This window comes from Claveliimonas bilis (assembly GCF_030296775.1).
GTDB classification, from domain to species: Bacteria; Bacillota; Clostridia; order Lachnospirales; family Lachnospiraceae; genus Claveliimonas; species Claveliimonas bilis.
Genome location: NZ_AP027742.1, coordinates 1,348,217 through 1,367,887 on the forward strand (window position 1 = coordinate 1,348,217; position 19,671 = coordinate 1,367,887).

General features: G+C 44.2%; 19 protein-coding genes. 16 read left to right on the top strand and 3 right to left on the bottom strand.

Features of this window, described 5'->3' with window-relative positions:
* Nucleotides 1–6 precede the first annotated feature (6 nt).
* The 5 genes from sigE to R2J37_RS06530 all read left to right on the top strand — a co-directional run bounded on the left by sigE (nt 7) and on the right by R2J37_RS06530 (nt 4,471).
* On the top strand, nt 7–747 hold the full coding sequence (gene sigE / locus R2J37_RS06510) for an RNA polymerase sporulation sigma factor SigE (protein ID WP_230106528.1): 741 nt from the start codon (nt 7–9) through the stop codon (nt 745–747).
* Between the two features lie 49 nt (nt 748–796).
* Nucleotides 797–2,404, top strand: coding sequence for an MBL fold metallo-hydrolase RNA specificity domain-containing protein (locus R2J37_RS06515; RefSeq protein ID WP_316266747.1), 1,608 nt, complete (start codon nt 797–799; stop codon nt 2,402–2,404).
* Between the two features lie 172 nt (nt 2,405–2,576).
* Complete coding sequence (gene sigG, locus R2J37_RS06520) at nt 2,577–3,356, top strand: RNA polymerase sporulation sigma factor SigG (protein ID WP_230106526.1); 780 nt, start codon at nt 2,577–2,579, stop codon at nt 3,354–3,356.
* Nucleotides 3,357–3,495: 139 nt separating this feature from the next.
* Complete coding sequence (locus tag R2J37_RS06525; protein WP_230107527.1) at nt 3,496–4,146, top strand: HAD family hydrolase; 651 nt, start codon at nt 3,496–3,498, stop codon at nt 4,144–4,146.
* Between the two features lie 61 nt (nt 4,147–4,207).
* A complete protein-coding gene (locus R2J37_RS06530) occupies nt 4,208–4,471 on the top strand; it encodes a glyoxalase (RefSeq protein WP_230106525.1) in 264 nt (87 codons plus the stop codon).
* 136 nt (nt 4,472–4,607) lie between these two features.
* Here the strand turns inward: R2J37_RS06530 and R2J37_RS06535 are convergent, their stop codons facing one another.
* Nucleotides 4,608–5,039 (bottom strand): FMN-binding protein, encoded by a 432-nt coding sequence (locus R2J37_RS06535; protein WP_230106524.1) that lies wholly within the window; start codon nt 5,037–5,039, stop codon nt 4,608–4,610.
* 146 nt (nt 5,040–5,185) lie between these two features.
* Between R2J37_RS06535 and pth the strand changes: the two genes are divergently transcribed.
* Genes pth through R2J37_RS06550 form a run of 3 tightly spaced genes read left to right on the top strand, consistent with a single transcriptional unit; the run spans nt 5,186 to nt 10,273 of the window.
* Nucleotides 5,186–5,797: an aminoacyl-tRNA hydrolase gene (gene pth / locus R2J37_RS06540; RefSeq protein WP_230106523.1), complete on the top strand. Its 612-nt coding sequence runs from the start codon at nt 5,186–5,188 to the stop codon at nt 5,795–5,797.
* A gap of 19 nt (nt 5,798–5,816) precedes the next feature.
* Nucleotides 5,817–9,155, top strand: coding sequence for a transcription-repair coupling factor (gene mfd, locus R2J37_RS06545; RefSeq protein ID WP_316266750.1), 3,339 nt, complete (start codon nt 5,817–5,819; stop codon nt 9,153–9,155).
* Nucleotides 9,156–9,208: 53 nt separating this feature from the next.
* Complete coding sequence (locus tag R2J37_RS06550; protein ID WP_256194442.1) at nt 9,209–10,273, top strand: peptidyl-prolyl cis-trans isomerase; 1,065 nt, start codon at nt 9,209–9,211, stop codon at nt 10,271–10,273.
* A gap of 174 nt (nt 10,274–10,447) precedes the next feature.
* Here the strand turns inward: R2J37_RS06550 and R2J37_RS06555 are convergent, their stop codons facing one another.
* Nucleotides 10,448–11,758 carry an IS4 family transposase gene (locus R2J37_RS06555; protein WP_316266753.1) on the bottom strand — a complete coding sequence of 437 codons (1,311 nt, stop codon included), beginning with the start codon at nt 11,756–11,758 and terminating at the stop codon, nt 10,448–10,450.
* 177 nt (nt 11,759–11,935) lie between these two features.
* Nucleotides 11,936–12,382, bottom strand: coding sequence for a GatB/YqeY domain-containing protein (locus tag R2J37_RS06560; protein ID WP_316266755.1), 447 nt, complete (start codon nt 12,380–12,382; stop codon nt 11,936–11,938).
* A gap of 162 nt (nt 12,383–12,544) precedes the next feature.
* Between R2J37_RS06560 and R2J37_RS06565 the strand changes: the two genes are divergently transcribed.
* From R2J37_RS06565 to secD, 8 genes are all read left to right on the top strand, one after another.
* The gene (locus R2J37_RS06565; protein ID WP_230106519.1) at nt 12,545–13,414 is read left to right on the top strand and encodes a DUF5685 family protein; all 870 of its coding nucleotides are present in this window, start codon (nt 12,545–12,547) and stop codon (nt 13,412–13,414) included.
* Nucleotides 13,395–14,027 carry a DnaJ domain-containing protein gene (locus tag R2J37_RS06570; protein ID WP_230106518.1) on the top strand — a complete coding sequence of 211 codons (633 nt, stop codon included), beginning with the start codon at nt 13,395–13,397 and terminating at the stop codon, nt 14,025–14,027. Before R2J37_RS06565 ends, R2J37_RS06570 begins: the two co-directional genes overlap by 20 nt.
* Entirely contained in the window at nt 14,018–14,560 is a 543-nt protein-coding gene (locus R2J37_RS06575; protein WP_316266757.1) for a hypothetical protein, read from the top strand. The genes R2J37_RS06570 and R2J37_RS06575 overlap by 10 nt, the downstream gene beginning before the upstream one ends.
* Before the next feature lie 104 nt (nt 14,561–14,664).
* Nucleotides 14,665–15,210 (top strand): stage V sporulation protein T, encoded by a 546-nt coding sequence (gene spoVT, locus R2J37_RS06580; protein ID WP_316266759.1) that lies wholly within the window; start codon nt 14,665–14,667, stop codon nt 15,208–15,210.
* An 81-nt stretch (nt 15,211–15,291) separates the two neighbouring features.
* Nucleotides 15,292–15,666, top strand: coding sequence for a TIGR04086 family membrane protein (locus tag R2J37_RS06585; protein ID WP_256196147.1), 375 nt, complete (start codon nt 15,292–15,294; stop codon nt 15,664–15,666).
* Nucleotides 15,667–15,738: 72 nt separating this feature from the next.
* Nucleotides 15,739–15,882: a six-cysteine ranthipeptide SCIFF gene (gene scfA, locus R2J37_RS06590; RefSeq protein WP_008976445.1), complete on the top strand. Its 144-nt coding sequence runs from the start codon at nt 15,739–15,741 to the stop codon at nt 15,880–15,882.
* Between the two features lie 124 nt (nt 15,883–16,006).
* Nucleotides 16,007–17,416 (top strand): thioether cross-link-forming SCIFF peptide maturase, encoded by a 1,410-nt coding sequence (scfB, locus tag R2J37_RS06595; RefSeq protein ID WP_316266765.1) that lies wholly within the window; start codon nt 16,007–16,009, stop codon nt 17,414–17,416.
* 3 nt (nt 17,417–17,419) lie between these two features.
* Nucleotides 17,420–19,609 carry a protein translocase subunit SecD gene (secD, locus tag R2J37_RS06600; protein WP_316266767.1) on the top strand — a complete coding sequence of 730 codons (2,190 nt, stop codon included), beginning with the start codon at nt 17,420–17,422 and terminating at the stop codon, nt 19,607–19,609.
* The last annotated feature ends 62 nt before the right edge of the window (nt 19,610–19,671 follow it).

Sequence of the window (19,671 nt, forward strand, 5' to 3'; positions counted from 1 at the left end):
CGAAACATGATGATAAAAATAGCTGTGCCAAATCAATTTAAACTGAAAGTAATGCCGAATTTCCGTACGTTTTTTTTCCCGGATAAAAAAGACGTACACTATATCGGAGGATCCGATATTCTTCCTGCTCCGCTGGAAGTGGAAGAGGAAAGCCGCGCGATCGCAATGCTGGGAACAGAGGAAGACAAAAGCGCCCGCAAAATATTGATTGAACATAACCTCAGGCTGGTAGTGTATATTGCAAAAAAGTTTGACAATACAGGCGTTGGAGTGGAGGATCTGATATCGATCGGGACGATTGGGCTGATCAAGGCAATTAATACATTTGATCCGGGAAAAAATATCAAACTGGCCACCTATGCATCCAGATGTATTGAAAATGAGATCTTAATGTATCTTAGAAGAAATAACAAGACACGCATGGAGGTTTCGATTGACGAGCCTTTAAATGTGGACTGGGATGGAAATGAGCTCCTTTTGTCGGATATTCTCGGAACAGAGGAGGACACCATATATCGGGACCTGGAACAGGAAGTAGAGAAAAAACTTCTTGTGAAAGCTCTCGGGAGGCTGTCCGGCCGGGAGCAGACGATCATAAAAATGAGATTTGGTATCGGTATGCCGGATGGGGAAGAGAAGACACAGAAAGAAGTGGCAGATATGCTGGGGATTTCTCAGTCTTACATCTCCAGACTGGAGAAGAAAATTATGCAGCGGCTGCGAAGGGAGATGGTAAAATATTCATAGTCACTTTCTGAAAAAGGTGTTACAATGAAAAGAAAAAGGGGTTGGTGATATGCGTCTGAGCTTTATTGGAGCTGCCCATGAAGTGACCGGAAGTTGTCATCTTCTGGAAGCATGCGGAAAAAATATATTGATTGACTGTGGGATGGAGCAGGGACCGGATCTTTATGAGAATCAGAAACTGCCTGTCAGTGCCGGGGATGTGGACTATGTCCTTCTGACCCATGCCCATATTGACCATTCCGGAAACCTGCCGCTTTTATGCAAACAAGGCTTTCAAGGAGACATTGTAACCACGTTTGCTACTGCAGATCTGTGCAGCATTATGCTTCGTGACAGCGCCCATATTCAGGAATTTGAGGCGGAATGGAGAAACCGCAAGGCCAAAAGGAGCGGGGAAGAGCCTTACGAACCTGTTTATACAATGGCGGATGCAGATATGGCCATCTCTCTTTTGGCCCCTTGCGATTACGGGCAGAAGATCGATCTGTGTCCGGGCGTTCAGGTATGTTTCAACGATATGGGACATCTGCTTGGTTCAGCCAGTATAGAAGTGTGGGTGACCGAAGAAAATGTTACGAAAAAAATCGTATTTTCCGGTGATGTAGGCAACATTAATCAGCCTATTATCCGGGATCCCCAGCCGGTGAAAGAGGCAGACTATGTAGTGATCGAATCCACTTACGGCGACCGGACCCACGGGGAGGAGATTCCGGATTATGTGGGAGAATTTACAAGGATCCTGAAAGAAACCTTTGATAAAGGCGGAAATGTGGTTATTCCATCTTTTGCTGTGGGGCGTACACAGGAACTGTTATATTTTATCCGTGAGATCAAAGAGAAAAGGCTTCTCCCGGAATATCAGAACTTTGAAGTCTATGTGGACAGTCCTCTTGCAATCGAGGCAACTTCAGTGTTTAACAAAAACGTAAAATCCTGTTTTGATGAGGAAGCGATGGCGCTGGTGGAACAGGGGATCAACCCCCTTATTTTCCCGGGATTGAAAACAACCATCACAACAGAGGAATCCAAACAGATTAATCTGAATGAACGTCCGAAAGTGATACTCTCTGCCTCTGGTATGTGCGAAGCAGGACGGATCCGCCATCATCTGAAGCATAATCTGTGGAGAGAGGAATGTACCATCTGCTTCGTGGGTTACCAGGCAGTCGGCACGCTGGGAAGAAAGCTGCTGGAAGGAGCAGAGAGTGTGAAACTGTTCGGTGAGAACATTACAGTTAATGCAAGGATTGAGTCTATAAAAGGGATCAGCGGACATGCGGACAGAAACGGACTCTTAAACTGGCTGAAAGGTTTTGAGAAGAAACCGGATCGTGTCATTGTGGTTCATGGCGAAGATACAGTGACGGATGCTTTTGCAGAAACGGTAGAAAAGGAGATCGGCTGTCCGGCATTTGCACCATACTCAGGCGGATGTGTTGATCTGATGGAAAACAGAATCGTGACTGCCGGCATAAAGATTCCGAAGAAATCTGCAGAGAAGCCGGCAAGAGTCAGAGCGCAGAATGCGTTTGACAGAGCGGTTGCGGCAGCAAAACATCTGGTGGAAGTTGTAATGAAAAACGAAGGACTCTCCAACAAGGATCTTGCAAAGCTGGAATCTCAGATTCAGAATCTGGCGGACAAATGGGAACCATAGCAGTCTCTTGTGCAATAATGTGAAAAAGTGAAGAAAAAGTTTTGGCCCTTGTCAAGGGCTAAAACTTTTTTTATTTCCAGCTGCTACAGTATAAGGAAAAGACATAATGAGAAAAATCTTATTGTACGTAATCAAATGACGGCAGATACGTTCAATAAGGAGGATTCAGATTATGGCACAGGGTAAGGTTGAAATATGCGGCGTAAATACAGCGAAGCTTCCGCTACTTACAGAGGAGGAAAAAGAAGATTTGCTGGCGCGCATGAAAGAAGGGGATGAAGCGGCAAAGGAGGAATATATCAAAGGAAATCTGCGGCTTGTGTTAAGTGTGATCAAACGTTTTTCGGGAAGCAATGAAAATCCGGATGACCTTTTCCAGATTGGATGCATTGGACTGATCAAAGCAATTAATAATTTCAATACAGAACTTGATGTTAAATTTTCTACTTATGCAGTGCCGATGATCATTGGAGAGATCCGGCGGTATATGAGGGATAATAATTCGATCCGTGTCAGCAGATCCTTGAGAGATACGGCATACAAAGCGATTTACGCGAAAGAACACTACATGCGGGAGAACCTGAAGGAACCAACGGTACAGGAAATCGCTGATGAGATTGGAATTTCCAAAGAAGATATTGTGTTTGCGCTGGACGCGATACAGGTACCTATGAGTCTGCAGGAGCCTGTTTACAACGATGGAGGAGACGCCCTGTATGTCATGGATCAGATCAGCGATAAGAAGAACAGAGAAGAGAAATGGATTGAAGATCTTTCTTTAGAAGCTGCTATGGACCGCCTGACAAGCCGGGAGAGATATATTATCCGTCTGCGTTTCTTTGAAGGGAAGACACAGATGGAAGTGGCAGAAGAGATAGAAATTTCACAGGCACAGGTCAGCAGGCTGGAAAAGCATGCTTTGAAAGTAATGCGGCAGTATTTGAGTGCATAACAAATCTGAAAATATGAGAAAAAAATATTCCCGCCGGCTGGATAAAAGTATAAAAACAGAGCGGGAATGTTTTTTCCTTCAGGGCATTGAAATTTTGGGCGCTTCATACTATGATAGATGAAGAAGAAAGGAGCAACATATTATGAGAGGCTGTATTTTTGACTTGGATGGAACATTGACAGATACCCTGGATTCCCTAACTTATTCAGTAAACCTGACATTGGAAGAGATGGGGCTGCCTCGAATTACGGAAGAACAATGCAGGCTGTTTGTAGGAAACGGTGCCAGATATTTGATGGAAAAAGCATTGAAAGCCTCCGGAGATGCTAATTTAAGCCGTATTGAAGAAGGAATGGCGGTATATGGAAGAATATTCAGTGCAAACTGTACATATCATGTAACACCGTACAAAGGGATCTTAGAACTTCTGGAACAGCTTAAAGTGCGGGGAATCAAACTGGCAGTGCTTTCCAATAAACCCCACGGGCAGACGGTGGACGTAGTAAAACAGATATTTGGAGAGAATGTGTTCGACTATGTGCAGGGACAGTGTGAGAACCTTGCCAGGAAGCCGGATCCTTCCGGAGTATGGAAGCTTCTTGAGGAGATGGGGATATCACGGGAGGAATGTCTGTATGTCGGGGATTCGGAAGTGGATGTGAAAACCGCAGAGGCGGCCGGCGTTCAGGAAATTGCAGTGACCTGGGGATTTCGTGACCGGGTATCGCTGGAGAAGGCGGGGGCTATGACTTTGATAGACAGCCCGAGGGAACTGCTTGCATATGTATAGGGCACAACGCCGAGAGATCCCGTCAGGAAAAAGCATGCAATAAAAGAGGGAGGACAAAGCAATGTATGAGTATGATGAGGAATGTTTACAGGTGTTTTTGGAAAATCAAAGCCAGCTTTTTGATGAGCCGGTAGCAGAGACACCGGAAGAAGCAGAGGCATTTCTGGAGGAATGTATGGCGGTAGTAGTGGACAGCATTGAAGAAGTAGCTGCATTCTTTCGGGAAGAGGGCATCGACATGGAGGATATGTCTATGGAAGAGTTGGAAGAGGCTTCCGAAGTGTTTGCTCTCCCAAGCGGTAAGTATCTGATCGTAGAAGGTTAGCGCCGGTGCGCGAAGTCTTCCGGCAGGAGGCGTACCCACTTAGATAAAAAGATGTCGCTGAAGCGGCCGTACTTGATAAAGGAGTTCCGTTTGTGGAACTCCTTTTTATACACATGCCCTTCGTTTTTGGGTGATGTTATTCGATTTCGGCATTTTTCAGTGCATTTTTAATGGCGTCTATGATGATCTGCGAGGTGTATGCGGAATCTTCGGAATATTGGATGTTTTCCAGAGACTGTGTCTCACAGATCTGCTGGGCTATATCTTCCATGGCCGGCTGAACAAGCGGAAACATGGCATCTACTGTCTCATCCATATTGGAAAAACGGATGGAATCAATCTGAGATTCGTCGACGGACACCTCTACTTCCAGTTCCGTATTGTTTAAAGTGAAAGAAGAAGTGTATACTCCTTCTTTGTATTTTTTTTCGGGAGTTTCGTTTTTGCTGTGTCCGGGAAGAAACATAAATACAAGAAGAAGGATCAGAACGATAGCCAATACAGCAAAAACGGCGGTGTATATGATCTCTTTCATATGTAGCACAAAAATTTTAGTTTTGGAACTCATAAAGGCCTCCTGTGTCTGAATGTGTATTTGTACTCTATATAATATATGAGCGAAAGCAGAGAAATATTCCGGCAGGATGGGTTTTGCGTGACAAATCTGCCGGCTTCCTGTAGAATGGAAAAGTAAGAAATGAGGTGGAAGAACAAATGTTTATTATTGCAGGGCTTGGAAATCCCGGTCTGCCCTATGAGGGTACCAGACATAATGTTGGATTTGATGTCATAGATGCTATTGCGGACGAATATAATATTTCCGTGGATTACCGGAAAAACCGCGCCTTGATCGGAAAAGGGATCATCGAAGGACAAAAGGTGATTCTGGCAAAACCCCAGACTTATATGAATTTAAGCGGAGAGAGCATCAGGGGACTTGCAGATTATTATAAGATTGATGAGGAGGCAGAGCTGATCGTTATATATGATGATGTGAGCCTTGACGTAGGACAGCTTCGTATAAGAAAAAAAGGAAGCGCGGGAGGACATAACGGAATAAAAAGCATTATTTCTCATCTTGGGACAGATGTCTTTCTAAGAATTAAGGTAGGCGTCGGTGAAAAGCCGAAGAAATATGACCTGGCGGATTATGTGCTGGGGCATTTCTCCAAAGAGGAAAGGCAGCAGATGGAAGAGGGATATCACCGTGCAGTCAAGGCTGTGGAAATGATGGTATCCGGGGAGATCGAGGCGGCAATGAATGAATTTAACCGTAAAGCAAAGAAGGATGCTGCCCGGTCCGGTGAGGAGACAAAAAGATCATAAGAATAGGAGAGAAAGGATTATGGAAGCCTTGACAAGGCCCCTGCATGAACTGGCGGAATTTGAAGAAATATGGAAACAGAGAGAGAAAGAACCGGGAATGCTGCAGATATCGGGCTGCGTCAATTCTCAGAAAACTCATCTGATGTATGCGCTTGGCGATGGCTGTGATTATAAAGTCATCGCTTGTTCCAGTGAATCAAAGGCAAAGCAGATTTATGAGGAATACCGGTTCCTGGATGGAAACATATATCTGTATCCGGCAAAGGATTTTCTTTTTTACCAGGCGGATATCCGCAGTAAGGAGCTGATGCGCCAGCGAATGACAGTGATACAGGCAATCCTGGAACAGAAGAACATTACGGTTGTAACCAGTTTTGACGGATTTATGGACGTTCTGCAGTCAAGAGAAGTTATACAGGGAAAAGTACTGGAGATTAAAAACGGCGAAATCATAGATTTTCCGGAGATTCAAAAGGCTCTTGCGGCTAATGGATACGACAGGGAAGAGCAGGTGGAAGGCCCCGGACAGTTTGCAGTGAGAGGGGGGATCCTGGATATTTATCCGCTGACAGAGGAGCTTCCGGTCCGGATTGAACTGTGGGATGATGAAGTAGATTCTATTCGGACCTTTGATGTGGAAAGTCAGCGTTCCATTGAAAATCTGGAATCTGTCTGTATTTATCCAACAGAAGATATGGAAAAGGAGACAGCCGAAAGTGTATCTTTTCTGGATTATTTCCCAAAAAAGGGAACGTTGATTTTTCTGGACGAGCCGGCCAGACTTTTGGAAAAAGGGAAAGCAGTAGAAGAGGAGTTCGTAGAAGCACAGGCGAAACGACTGGAGAGCGGGTATGAGGTCAGCGACAGGGAGATGCAGCTTTACCATACTGAAAAAATTACGGAAAAAATAAACCGCCGCTGCAGTATCGGTTTCTGTTCTCTTGATACAAAGTGTCCTCAGTTTAAGGTACGGGCTAAATATCATATACAGACAAAAGGGATCAATCCCTACAATAACAGTTTTGAAATGCTGACAAGAGATCTGAAGAGACTGAAAAGGGAAGGGTACAAAGTTGTGCTTCTTTCCGGTTCCAGAACACGGGCGAAACGTCTTGCCGAGGATCTGCGTGATTATAACTTAAGCAGCTTTTACAGTGATGAAATGGATCGGCAGGTGCTTTCGGGGGAAATCATGACAGCTTACGGCCATGTGGCGGAAGGCTATGAATACCCTATGCTGAAATTTCAGGTCATTTCCGAGACGGATATTTTTGGAAAGGTCAGAAAGAAAAAGAAAAGAAAATCCTATGAAGGACGGAAGATCCAAAGTTTTTCAGAGCTTAAGCCAGGAGATTATGTTGTCCATGAGAATCATGGACTTGGAATTTATCAGGGAATTGAAAAGATTGTGGTAGATAAAGTAGCCAAGGATTATATGAAGATTTCCTATGCAAAGGGAGGCAATCTTTATATTCCGGCTACCCAGCTTGATCTGATCCAGAAATATGCCAGTGCAGACGCCAAGAAGCCGAAACTGAATCGCCTTGGTACTCAGGAGTGGACCAAGACAAAAACAAGGGTCCGGGGAGCGGTAAGAGAAATTGCAAGAGATTTGGTGCAGCTGTATGCGGCAAGACAGGAAAAGGAAGGCTATGTTTACGGAGAAGATACCGTCTGGCAAAAAGAATTTGAGGAGATGTTCCCTTTTGAAGAGACAGAAGATCAGCTTCTGGCTATTGAGGCGGTAAAAAAAGACATGGAAAGCCATAAGATCATGGACCGTCTGATCTGTGGAGATGTAGGATACGGGAAAACCGAAATCGCTATTCGTGCCGCCTTCAAAGCTGTACAGGAAAATAAACAGGTTGTCTATCTGGTGCCGACAACGATTCTTGCACAGCAGCATTACAATACGTTTTTGCAGAGGATGAAAGAATTTCCGGTCCGTGTAGATCTCATGTGCCGTTTCCGAACTCCGGCTCAGCAGAAAAAAACCATAGAAGATACGAAAAGAGGCCTTGTTGACATTGTGATCGGTACTCACAGGGTTCTGAGCGACGATTTAAAATACAAGGATCTGGGACTTCTGATTATTGATGAGGAACAAAGATTCGGCGTACAACATAAGGAAAAGATTAAAAAGCTGAAAGAAAATGTGGATGTTCTGACTTTGACGGCAACGCCGATTCCCCGTACTCTCCATATGAGCCTCATCGGAATCCGGGATATGAGCGTTCTGGAGGAAGCTCCGCAGGAGAGAATGCCTATACAGACCTATGTCATGGAATACAATGAAGAAATGATACGGGAGGCCATAGAGAGGGAATGTGCCCGGCAGGGGCAGGTATACTATGTCTACAACCGCGTGGAAGATATTGCCGAGGTGACGGCAAGAATACAAAGGCTTGTGCCGGAAGTTTCCGTTGCTTTTGCTCACGGGCAGATGAGGGAACATGAACTGGAAAAGATCATGTATGCTTTTATTAACCGGGAGATTGATGTTCTTGTCTCTACAACAATTATTGAAACGGGACTTGACATTTCCAATGTCAATACGATGATCATCCATGATGCTGACAGGCTGGGACTTTCCCAGCTGTACCAGCTTCGTGGCAGAGTCGGGCGTTCCAATCGGATGGCTTATGCTTTCCTCCTTTACCGGAAAGACAAAATGCTCAAAGAAGTGGCCGAGAAGCGATTGTCCGCTATCCGGGAGTTTACGGACCTTGGATCCGGATTCCGGATTGCCATGCGGGATTTGGAAATCCGGGGTGCCGGAAATCTTCTGGGAGCAGAACAGCACGGTCACATGGAAGCGGTAGGATATGATCTCTATTGTAAAATGTTGAATGAAGCAGTGAAACATTTGAAAGGAGAGATGGAGGAAGAGACTTACACAACGACGATAGATCTCAATGTGGATGCCTATATTCCGGAATCCTACATTCCCAATGAATATCAGAAGCTGGATGTTTATAAGAGGATCGCTGCTATTGAGAATGAAGAAGAGATGGAAGACATGTTGGAAGAACTGATCGACCGGTTTGGAGATATACCAAAAAAGGTGCAGCAGCTTCTTAAGATCGCAAATCTGAAAGCGATGGCTCACCAGGTTTACGTTACAGCAGTAGAACAAAAGGGAGAGCAGTATATTTTTACGATGTACGAGAAGGCCAGGGTAAACCCGGCCAGGATTCCGGCTATACTGGAAAGCTATAAGGGAAGTCTCGTTTTCCGGGCGGAAGAAACACCGTGTTTTATTTATCAGAAAAAAGGCTTTAATAAGAAGGAGAAAGACGAAGATATTCTGGAAGTAGTGAAAAATGTGTTAATTTCCATGCAAGGATTGCTTGAATAGAAGAAAAACGGTATAATGACAGAGTCAGCAATACGAAGGAGGGTGTAAAAACCATGAAAAAAAGAGCAGTTATCTGTCTACTGGCAGGGGTGCTGGCGGCGGCATCTCTGTCCGGCTGCGGAAGTTTTGACGGCAGTGATGTGGTAGTGACTGTAGATGATAAAGAGATCACGGCAGATCTTGCCAATTTTCTGGCGCGGTACACACAGGCGCAGTATGAGACATATTATGCAGGGTATTTGGGCGATGATATGTGGAACAGCGAGGGATCTTCAGATGGGGAATCCTATGAGGATACAGTGAAGGATTCTGTTCTGGAATCTTTAGAGAATATGTATCTGATGGAAGCTCATATGGGAGATTATGATATTGCTTTGACGGAGGAGGAAGAAAATTCCATCAAAGAGGCGGCAAAGCAGTTCGATGAAAACAACGGTCTTGAAGAGAAGGAAAAAGTATCGGGAAATACAGATACCGTAGAGCGTATACTGGAGCTTATGACGATCCAGAAGAAAGTGCAGGATGCAGTGATGGCAGGGGCGGATACAGAAGTTTCTGATGAAGAGGCAGCTCAGAAGAAAATGCAGTATGTGACGTTCAGTTTTACCACAACAGATGAAGAAGGAAATTCCAGCGAGATGACGGATGAGGAGAAGGCAGAATTGAAAACACAGGCAGAGGAATTTGCAGCAGGAGCAGCAGGCGCCTCAGATTTTTCTGCTTATGCGTCACAGCAGGGATATGAAGCTGTGGAAGGAACTTTTGATTCAGAATCTACCGGATATCCGGAAGAGCTGGTGGCTGAAATGGATAAGCTGGAGGAAGGCGGTACTACAGGAGTAGTGGAGAGTACAGGAGGCTATTATGTGGCCAGAGTGACCAGCCTTTTTGACCGGGAAGCCACAGATACGAAGAAGACAGAAATTGTGCAGGAGCGGCAGCAGAAGCTTTTGGACGATACCATATCGGAATGGCGGGATGACGCCAAGATTGATGTTAATAACCGCGTTTGGGATAAGGTAGACTTCAATAAATTGAGTGTGACAATGAAGCAGGACGAGACAGATCCGTATGCAGACGAAGTGCAGACAGACGATCAGGCAGAGGAAACAGAATAGTTAAAAACATAACAGGGGACGTAGTAAAATTGAATTTCAATGTCATTAAGTTTAGAAAATGAGTCCTCAAAAGAAAGACAGTGTTGATATCCAAATCTACGCTGTCATTCTTTTATGCAGACCGATAAAGCAGACCGCTGTCTGCTTCAAATTCCTGTTCCGTATTTTCCCCTTTTATGCTATCCTATAAGTGAAATAGATCACTGCTTTTGGGGAAAGTGTTCTGGGAAAACTTCTTTCCCTTCTTATTGGGACTTTATATTTAAGCAGTAATATTTCAACATCTGGCGGCGCTGTCCCATTTGGACAGCGCCATGATTTTAAGCAGATATCTACTGCTGTACTCAGGCTGATCTGATAATCATATTTCCAGGATGTTTTTTGGGGAAGCGAGATGTGAAACAGGATGCTTTTACAATAATTGAACATGATGACTTTTGCATACAGTTCCTGCAGGACATACTCTATTCTTTTTGAATGAAGCGCACTGGCCCCAAGATTATATTTTAGCTGGGAAAATGCTGTCTCTATCATCCAACGCATACGGTAGAGTTCCTGAAGCATTCCAACGGGCATTTCTTCTTTGGACAGATTCGTAAAAAGGATCTCGGAAAGATCTTCGTTTACTTTCAACTTTATCACTCGTAGTTTCATCGGATATTCCGTTTGCTCTTCCGTAAAAAAGTCAAACTTTGCACCGGATCGGATCCGTTTGTAGAGTTCCGGCTGTTCTTTGGTGCCACGGCAGTGTTTTTTACAGATGACGACAGGACATTCCACATCGAATTGTTCCTGATCGGGTATGGCTAAACTGGAAAGGATCCCCCTGTCTCCCTGCCGTCCTCGGATCACAAAATTCCATCCTTTTTCCAAGATATGTGCAAAGGTATTATAACTTTCATATCCCCGGTCGGCAGTAAGGATGACTTTGCTGGAAATTTCCGTTTGTGCCAGCATGGTAATAAGGGCGGAGTGTTCATCTTTTTCATGGACAGGCTGAAACAGGACCTGATCAAAAATACCGCTGTTTAGATGGTATAAAGCGTTTAGATGGATTGCGTTTTTCCCTTTTTGTGTGTTAGGGATCTTTCGATGGCAGAGAGGTTCTTTTTTATTTTCCGGGAAGGAGAGCTCTGAACCGTCAGCAGCAAGAAGATGATAGCCATGGAAGTTGGAATGTTTGGGGAGAGAGGCCGTAAAAACAGAAAAGAGGACTTTCATAGTATTGGGCTTGAGTTTGCCGCGCTGTTGCAGCATGGCGGAAGAGGTAGGAAGATCCGGGCGATAGGAGAAAAAGTCCAAAAGTTCCTTATCCAAAGACTTAGCGCCTAAAGAAAGAAGGAAACGTAAGGTATCAAAAAAGGAAATTTTTCTGGAACGGGAAAAATCTTTTCCGGGACGTTTTACATAAGAATCAGAACTACGGGACATTTTTTTCATAATGTGTATTAATTTTTGTTTTGTGATAAGGGAATAATCAGCCATTTGAAACCTCCAAAAAAGTATATATTCAAATGGCTTCGCCACAAATTTTGTATGATTTGTCAAGTGTTTTCATCAAAAAAGCATGGAATATTTCTTGTTCCATGCTTTTCGAATCTTAATTTCTAAACTTAATGACATTGAAGTTTAACTTTACTACGTCCCCTGTTATGTTTTTAACTATTTGATATAGCTTCCAACCAGTTCATTTACCAGCTTTCCGTCAGCCTTTCCTTTTACTTTGGGCATAAGGGTTTTCATGATCTTGCCTTTATCAGAGGAGGCGGGAGTTTCGATTCCAAGCTCTTTTAGAGTTGCAGTGATAATGCCGCGAATCTCATCTTCGCCCATCATGACAGGCGCATATTGTTCCAGAACAGCCAGTCTGTTTTTGCATTCTTCGATGATTTCCGTGCGGTCAGCCGGTGTCATTTCAAGAGTTTCCTTTGTCTGTTTGATCTCCTTCATAACAACCTGAATTTCTTCGTCCTCAGTCAGATCGGCCCGTTTGTCGATTGCTTTATTTTTTAAAGCGGCAAGGAGCATGGACAGAGTTTCTTTTGTCGCCTTGTCACCGGCCTTCATTGCCTGTACCATGGCGCTTCTTACTTCATCAATTTTGCTCATGATGATATTCCTCCTAGAAAATTTTTTCTTTTATTATAACGAAGAGTACCCCTTCTTTACAAGGGCATATTGAAAAGGGGTGGGAGGTGAATTGACGGAAACACAGGAAATCTGATACAATAACTGGCAGAATATTTTAGATAAAAAGTGCAGGGAGAGCAAATGTTTGGATATATAAGAATTTATGAGCCGGAGCTCAAAATGAAGGACTTCAGAAGATATAAAGCATATTACTGCGGACTGTGTCAGGAACTGAAAAAGAAATATGGAGCTATGGGGCAGATGACGCTTACATATGATATGACTTTTGTGCTGATCTTTTTGCATTCCCTGTATGAGAGTCCGAATATTCAGGAAGAGCATCGCTGTAAAGTACATCCGGTCAAAAGGCAGAAAATGCTTTTGAATGAAATGACAGGATACTGTGCAGATATGAATATTTTGATGTCTTACTATCATTTGAAAGACGATTGGGAAGATGACAGAAAGAAAAAAAGTCTGATTGGAACAAAACTGCTGCAGTCCAAAAAGGAAAAACTCTCTCATATTTATGAGAGACAGAGCCGTGTCTTTGAAAAAGAATTGAAAGAACTTTCAGCCCTGGAAAGAGAGAGCAGCGCTGATATTGACAGAACGGCAGGATGTTTCGGCCGTATGATGGGAGAGATGCTGGCTGTCCGGGAAGATGTATGGGCAGAAACATTGAGGAGAATGGGATTTTATTTGGGGAAATTTATTTATATCATGGATGCCTATGAGGATTTGAAGGAGGATCAAAGAGCCGGCAGATACAACCCGTTGAAACAACTTTCAGAAAAGGAAGATTATGAGGAGAGGATGAGGGACATCCTGTGTATGATGATGGGCGAGTGCAGTGCGGAATTTGAAAAACTTCCTTGTTTATTAGATATAGACATTTTAAGAAATATTTTGTATGATGGAGTATGGAATCGTTATCGAAGTATACAAGAGAAAGAAAAAGAAACCGATAGAAGAGAGGACGAAAAAAACAATGACGAAAAATCCATATGATGTTCTGGGGGTTTCTCCCAATGCATCTGATGATGAGGTAAAAAGAGCTTACAGGGATTTGAGCAGAAAGTACCATCCGGATGCCAATGTAGACAATCCGCTGGCAGATCTTGCGGAAGAAAAGTTCAAGGAAATACAGGAAGCATACGATGAGATTATGCGCCAGAGGTCAACAGGCGGAGGACAGACATCCAATTCTTATAATTATGGAAGATATCAGCAACAGTCATCCGGCGATCAGGATGTGGAGATGCAGGCGGTCATTAATTTTATCAATAACAGGAGATATCAGGAAGCGCTGAATCTTTTGAATCGTATGCCAAACCGGACTTCTATGTGGTATTATGCAAGCGCCTTTGCCAATGCAGGACTTGGAAATAATATTGTCGCAAGAGATCATGCGGCTCAGGCAGTCAATATGGAACCGAATAATGTACAGTACAGGCAGCTTCTGAATCAGATCGAATTTAACAGCCGAAGGTATCAGAGTAATCCTTACGGCGGATATGGAATGGGAGGAGGAAGCTGCGGAACAGGAAATATATGCTGCGATCTTTGTATTGCAGACCAGTGCTGCGAATGTATGGGAGGAGACCTTTGTCAATGCATGTAAAGACGAAGATGATGGCGTTTGGGGGACTGCTGCTTGCGTTATGTGTTCTTTGCATGGCGCTGGGCAGTGTGTTTGAAACAGGGACACTGTTTTTTCTGGCAGCAGGATCCTATTTTGTCGGAATTGTGATCCGTGAGATGGGCATGAAAATGGGAGTTGCCTTTTATCTGGCGGCAGTGCTGCTGGGAGTGATTTTGGCGCCGAATAAATTTTATGTGCTTACTTTTGCCGCCATGGGATTTTATATTACTGCGGTGGAAGGGATGTGGAGACTTCTTGCAAAAGGCCCGGGAAAAGTTCAAAGAAGAGGGATTTTTTTTGGAATGAAATTTGTTTTGTTTAATCTAATGTACATTCCTCTTGTGGTATTTTTTCAGGAGATTTTGTTTTCACAGAAGCTATCCGGAGGGATGGCGACAGCAGTGCTGATTGGAGGTCAGATCCTGCTGTGGATATATGACAATGCGTATGAGTATTTTCAGGGACATGTATGGCCCGGATTCAGAGGCAGACTTTTTAAAATAAAAGATTAGAAAAGGCAGATGGAAGAGTATAATTTCCTCTATTTTACAGATACTACCGTTATCTACAAAAAGCAAGATAAATGGAAAGAATGTAAAATGGAGGAAATTTTATTATGAAGGCAACGGGGATTGTAAGGCGGATCGATGATCTGGGACGGGTGGTCATTCCAAAAGAGATCAGGAGGACCTTGAGAATCCGGGAAGGAGATCCGCTGGAAATATTTACTGACCGGGAAGGAGAGATTATCCTGAAAAAGTATTCTCCCATCGGGGAACTGTCGGGGTTTGCCGCACAGTATGCAGACAGTCTGGCGCAGACCTCAGAGAGGCTGGTCTGTATCTGCGATATGGATCAGATAGTGGCGGCTTCCGGAAGCGGGAAAAAAGATTTTCAGGAGAAATTCATTACCAAAGCACTGGAAAAGGCGCTGGAAGGGCGCCGTGATATCTTTGCGTCGCAGGGAGATAAAGGATTTATAAAAATTACGGAGGAACACAGCGGATACAGCCAGGAAGTAATTTCTCCCATTCTTTCCGAGGGAGATGTCATTGGAGGCGTGATCCTTTTAGAGGCAGACGACAGAAAAAAAATGAACGATACAGAAATGAAACTGGCCGCCTGTGGTGCGGGATTTCTGGGCCGTCAGATGGAGCAGTAAAAAAATCCATATCCTACTCATAAACGCCCCGGTCTTTTCATATCAATTAGATAGGAAATGACTGGACAAGGAGAAAAGGATATGGATAGGAAGATGGGGAAAGAAACAAAAATATTGTGGGTGTTAAAGGCACTTTTGATTTCGTACATTGTAACAGGAGTGCTCCTTGTGGGGCTGGCCTTTTTGCTGTATAAGCTTGATCTGGGGGAGCAGGCAGTATCGGCAGGCATTGTTGCTATCTACATTGCAGCGACTCTGGTAGGAGGGATCGTGATCGGAAAAACAGCCAAAGTAAGGCGGTTTGTATGGGGTCTGGCAATAGGAATCCTGTATTTTCTGCTCCTTGTATTCATTACTTTGGGAGTGTACAGAAGCCTTGACGGCAGCGGAATACACATGGTGACAACCTTTCTTCTGTGCGCGGGAGGAGGCATGATCGGGGGAATGATTTCCTAAAAAAGTGCTTCCAAAAAGCAGGGGCATGTGCTATAATAGCATAAGTTAAAGTAAGAGAAGGAGGCTGCAAGGATGAAACACATAAAAACATTAAATACACAGACCTTAAACAATACAATGAAAAAAGGTGGATGTGGGGAATGTCAGACATCCTGTCAATCCGCTTGTAAAACTTCCTGCACAGTAGGAAATCAGACATGCGAACAGAAGAAATAGGAATCTGATGAACAGAAAAGATCAATAATAAGGTAATTTTTGTATCGTATAGGAACCCAGGTTCCTATACGATACATTTTGTGCTTTTTTAGAGGAATTTTAGCGACAGAAAGGGGTACGAAAGGTGATACATCAGTACCGTAACAATGGATATAATATTGTCCTGGATGTGTACAGCGGAGCCGTTCATCTTGTGGACGATCTGTGTTACCGGATGCTGGAGCTTTTGCAGGAAGGAAAAGAAGATCCTACCATCGAAAGTCTGGAACAGCCGGAGACAAAAGAAATGCTCCTTGAGCGAATGCAGGATACATATAAAAAGGAAGATATAGAAGATGCTCTGGATGACATTAAAGAGCTTACCCGGGAAGGACAGCTTTTTACAGAGGATGTCTATGAGTCTTATGTGGGGGAAGTGAAGAAGAGAAAGACGGTTGTCAAAGCACTCTGTCTTCATATTGCCCATGACTGTAATCTTGCCTGTAAATACTGCTTTGCGGAAGAAGGAGAATATCATGGCCGAAGGGCGCTGATGAGCTATGAAGTGGGCCGCAAAGCGCTGGATTTTCTGATACAAAATTCCGGCAGCAGGAGGAACCTGGAGGTGGATTTCTTTGGCGGAGAGCCACTGATGAACTGGCAGGTAGTGAAAGATCTGGTGGCATACGGCAGGGAACAGGAAAAGATCCATGATAAACATTTCCGCTTTACTGTAACAACCAACGGTGTGCTCCTGAATGATGAGATACAGGAGTTTATCAATAAAGAGATGGACAATGTGGTGCTGAGCCTGGACGGAAGAAAGGAAATTAACGATCAGATGAGACCTTTCCGGAACGGCAAGGGAAGCTATGACCTGATCGTGCCGAAGTTCCAGAAACTTGCTGAGAGCAGAAACCAGGAGAAATATTATATCAGAGGAACTTTTACAAGAAATAATCTGGATTTTTCCAATGATATTCTTCACTTTGCAGATCTTGGCTTTAAACAGATGTCTATCGAGCCGGTAGTGGGAGAGGAATCTGATCCCTATGCGATCCGCGAAGAGGATATCCCGAAGATCTGTGAGGAATATGATAAGCTTGCTAAAATAATGATAGAAAGAGAGAAGGAAGGAAAGGGCTTTCATTTTTTCCATTTTATGATCGATCTGGAAGGAGGTCCCTGCATTTCCAAACGTTTGTCCGGCTGCGGGTCCGGGACAGAATATCTGGCAGTGACTCCCTGGGGAGATTTGTACCCCTGTCATCAATTTGTTGGAAAAGAAGAATTTTTGATGGGCAATGTGGATGAAGGCATCACAAAGCCGGAGATTGCCGAGGAATTTCGCGGATGCAGCGTCTACTCCAAGGAAAAATGTAAAGATTGTTTTGCAAAATTTTACTGCAGCGGCGGCTGCATGGCTAACTCTTATAATTTCCATGGAACCATCCATGATGCTTATGATATCGGCTGTGAAATGCAGCGGAAGCGTGTGGAATGCGCGATTATGATGAAGGCGGCAATGGCGCAAATAGAAGAAGAAGGAGTGTAGGCGATGAACAAGAAGAAGGGCATAATAAGCCTGATCGCAACAGCAGCGCTGCTGGTGCTTCTTGCCTTTACCTGTTTCAAAGGCTTTGGCGAGCTGGGAACAGGGGCGACCAGAAATATTACATTGGGCCTGGACCTGGCCGGAGGTGTCAGTATTACTTACCAGGTAAAAGACGAGAATCCTACCAGTGAGGAAATGAGCGATACGATCTACAAGCTGCAGCGGCGTGTAGAACAGTACAGTACGGAGGCCAGTGTCTATCAGGAAGGCGATGACCGGATCAATATTGAAATTCCAGGCGTAACTGACGCAAATACGATCCTGGATGAACTCGGTAAGCCGGGTTCTCTGGAATTTCAGACAATGGATGGGGAAACGGTTATCACAGGATCAGATGTAGAAACGGCTTCTGTCCAGTCCGGGCAGAACAGTACAACCGGAGCCACTGAGTATTCGGTAGAACTGGATCTGACCGAAGAAGGAACGGATAAATTTGCAGAAGCTACCAGTGCCAATGTAGGAAGCCAGATTGCAATTATTTATGACGGGGAAACGATCAGTGCGCCGACAGTACAGCAGGCAATCACTGGAGGACAGGCTTATATTACAGGAAACTTTACTTATGAAGAAGCAGAAAATCTCGCCTCTACTATCCGTATCGGAGGGCTGCAGCTTGAGCTGGAAGAGCTGCGTTCCAATGTGGTGGGAGCACAGCTTGGAGAACAGGCGATCAGTACAAGTCTGATGGCCGGAGCGATCGGTCTTGGTCTTGTATTCCTTTTTATGTGCTTTGTATATCTTTTGCCGGGACTTGCTTCCAGCCTTGCGCTTCTGATTTATACAGGGCTTGTTCTGGTAATTTTAAATGCATTTAATGTGACCCTTACTCTGCCCGGAATTGCAGGTATCATCCTGAGTATCGGTATGGCGGTAGATGCCAATGTCATCATTTTTGCACGTGTAAAAGAAGAGATGACAAAAGGCAAGAGTGTACGAAACGCATTGAAAGCCGGATTTCACAAGGCGATGTCAGCTATTGTAGATGGAAACGTGACAACTTTGATCGCGGCAGTCGTATTGTGGTTCCTTGGAAGCGGAAGCGTAAAAGGATTTGCACAGACTCTGGGAATCGGTATTGTTGTTTCCATGTTTACAGCGCTCGTCATTACAAGAATGATCGTCTTTGCATTTTATGCGGTAGGACTTAAAAATGAAAAACTTTACTACCGTCCGAGAAAAGAAAGAGAACCCATTAATTTTGTGGGGAAGAAAGCGATATTTTTTACAATCTCTCTTGTAGTTATTATTGCAGGTGCCGCATATATGGGTATCAATTCCGCCAGAGGAAATGGAGCCATGGCTTATAGCCTGGAGTTTGAGGGCGGTACTTCAACCAATGTGACATTTAATGAAGACTATACGATCGATGAGATTGACTCCCAGATTGTTCCGGTTGTGGAAGAAGTAACGGGAGACAAAAACGTACAGACACAGAAGGTTGCAGATACCAATCAGGTTATCATCAAGACTGTAACACTGGATCTGGATACACGTGAGGAATTGAATCAGGCCCTTGTAGATCAGTTCCAGGTAGACGAAAGCAAGATCACATCAGAAAACATCAGTTCCACTGTCAGCAGCGAGATGCGGCAAGACGCAGTGGTTGCGGTGATCGTGGCGACGGTATTTATGCTGCTTTATATCTGGTTCCGGTTTAAAGATATCCGGTTTGCCACCAGTGCGGTTCTGGCGCTCCTGCATGACGTTCTGGTTGTTATTGTGTTCTATGCAGCAGCGAGAATATCTGTCGGAAATACCTTTATTGCCTGCCTTCTGACAATTTTCGGATACTCGATCAATGCGACTATTGTCATTTTTGACCGTATCCGCGAGGAGCTTAAGCTGCAGACAAAAACGACAGATCTTGCATATCTGGTCAATAAGAGTATCACACAGACACTTACCAGAAGTATTTATACTTCTTTGACTACTTTCATGACAATTGCAGTGCTGTATGTGCTTGGTGTCAGCTCCATCAAGGAGTTTGCACTGCCGTTGATGGTTGGTATCGTATGCGGGGCTTATTCTTCCGTATGTATCACAGGGGCTCTGTGGTATGTAATGAAAACGAAGATCGGCGGAAAGAAGGCGGAAGAAGCGAAGGCCGGAAAGAAAGGAAAAAAGAAAAAATAGAACAGAAGAAGGGGGGTGCAGTTTCGGCGCACTCCTCTTTTGCATAGTAAGGAAGAAAAAAG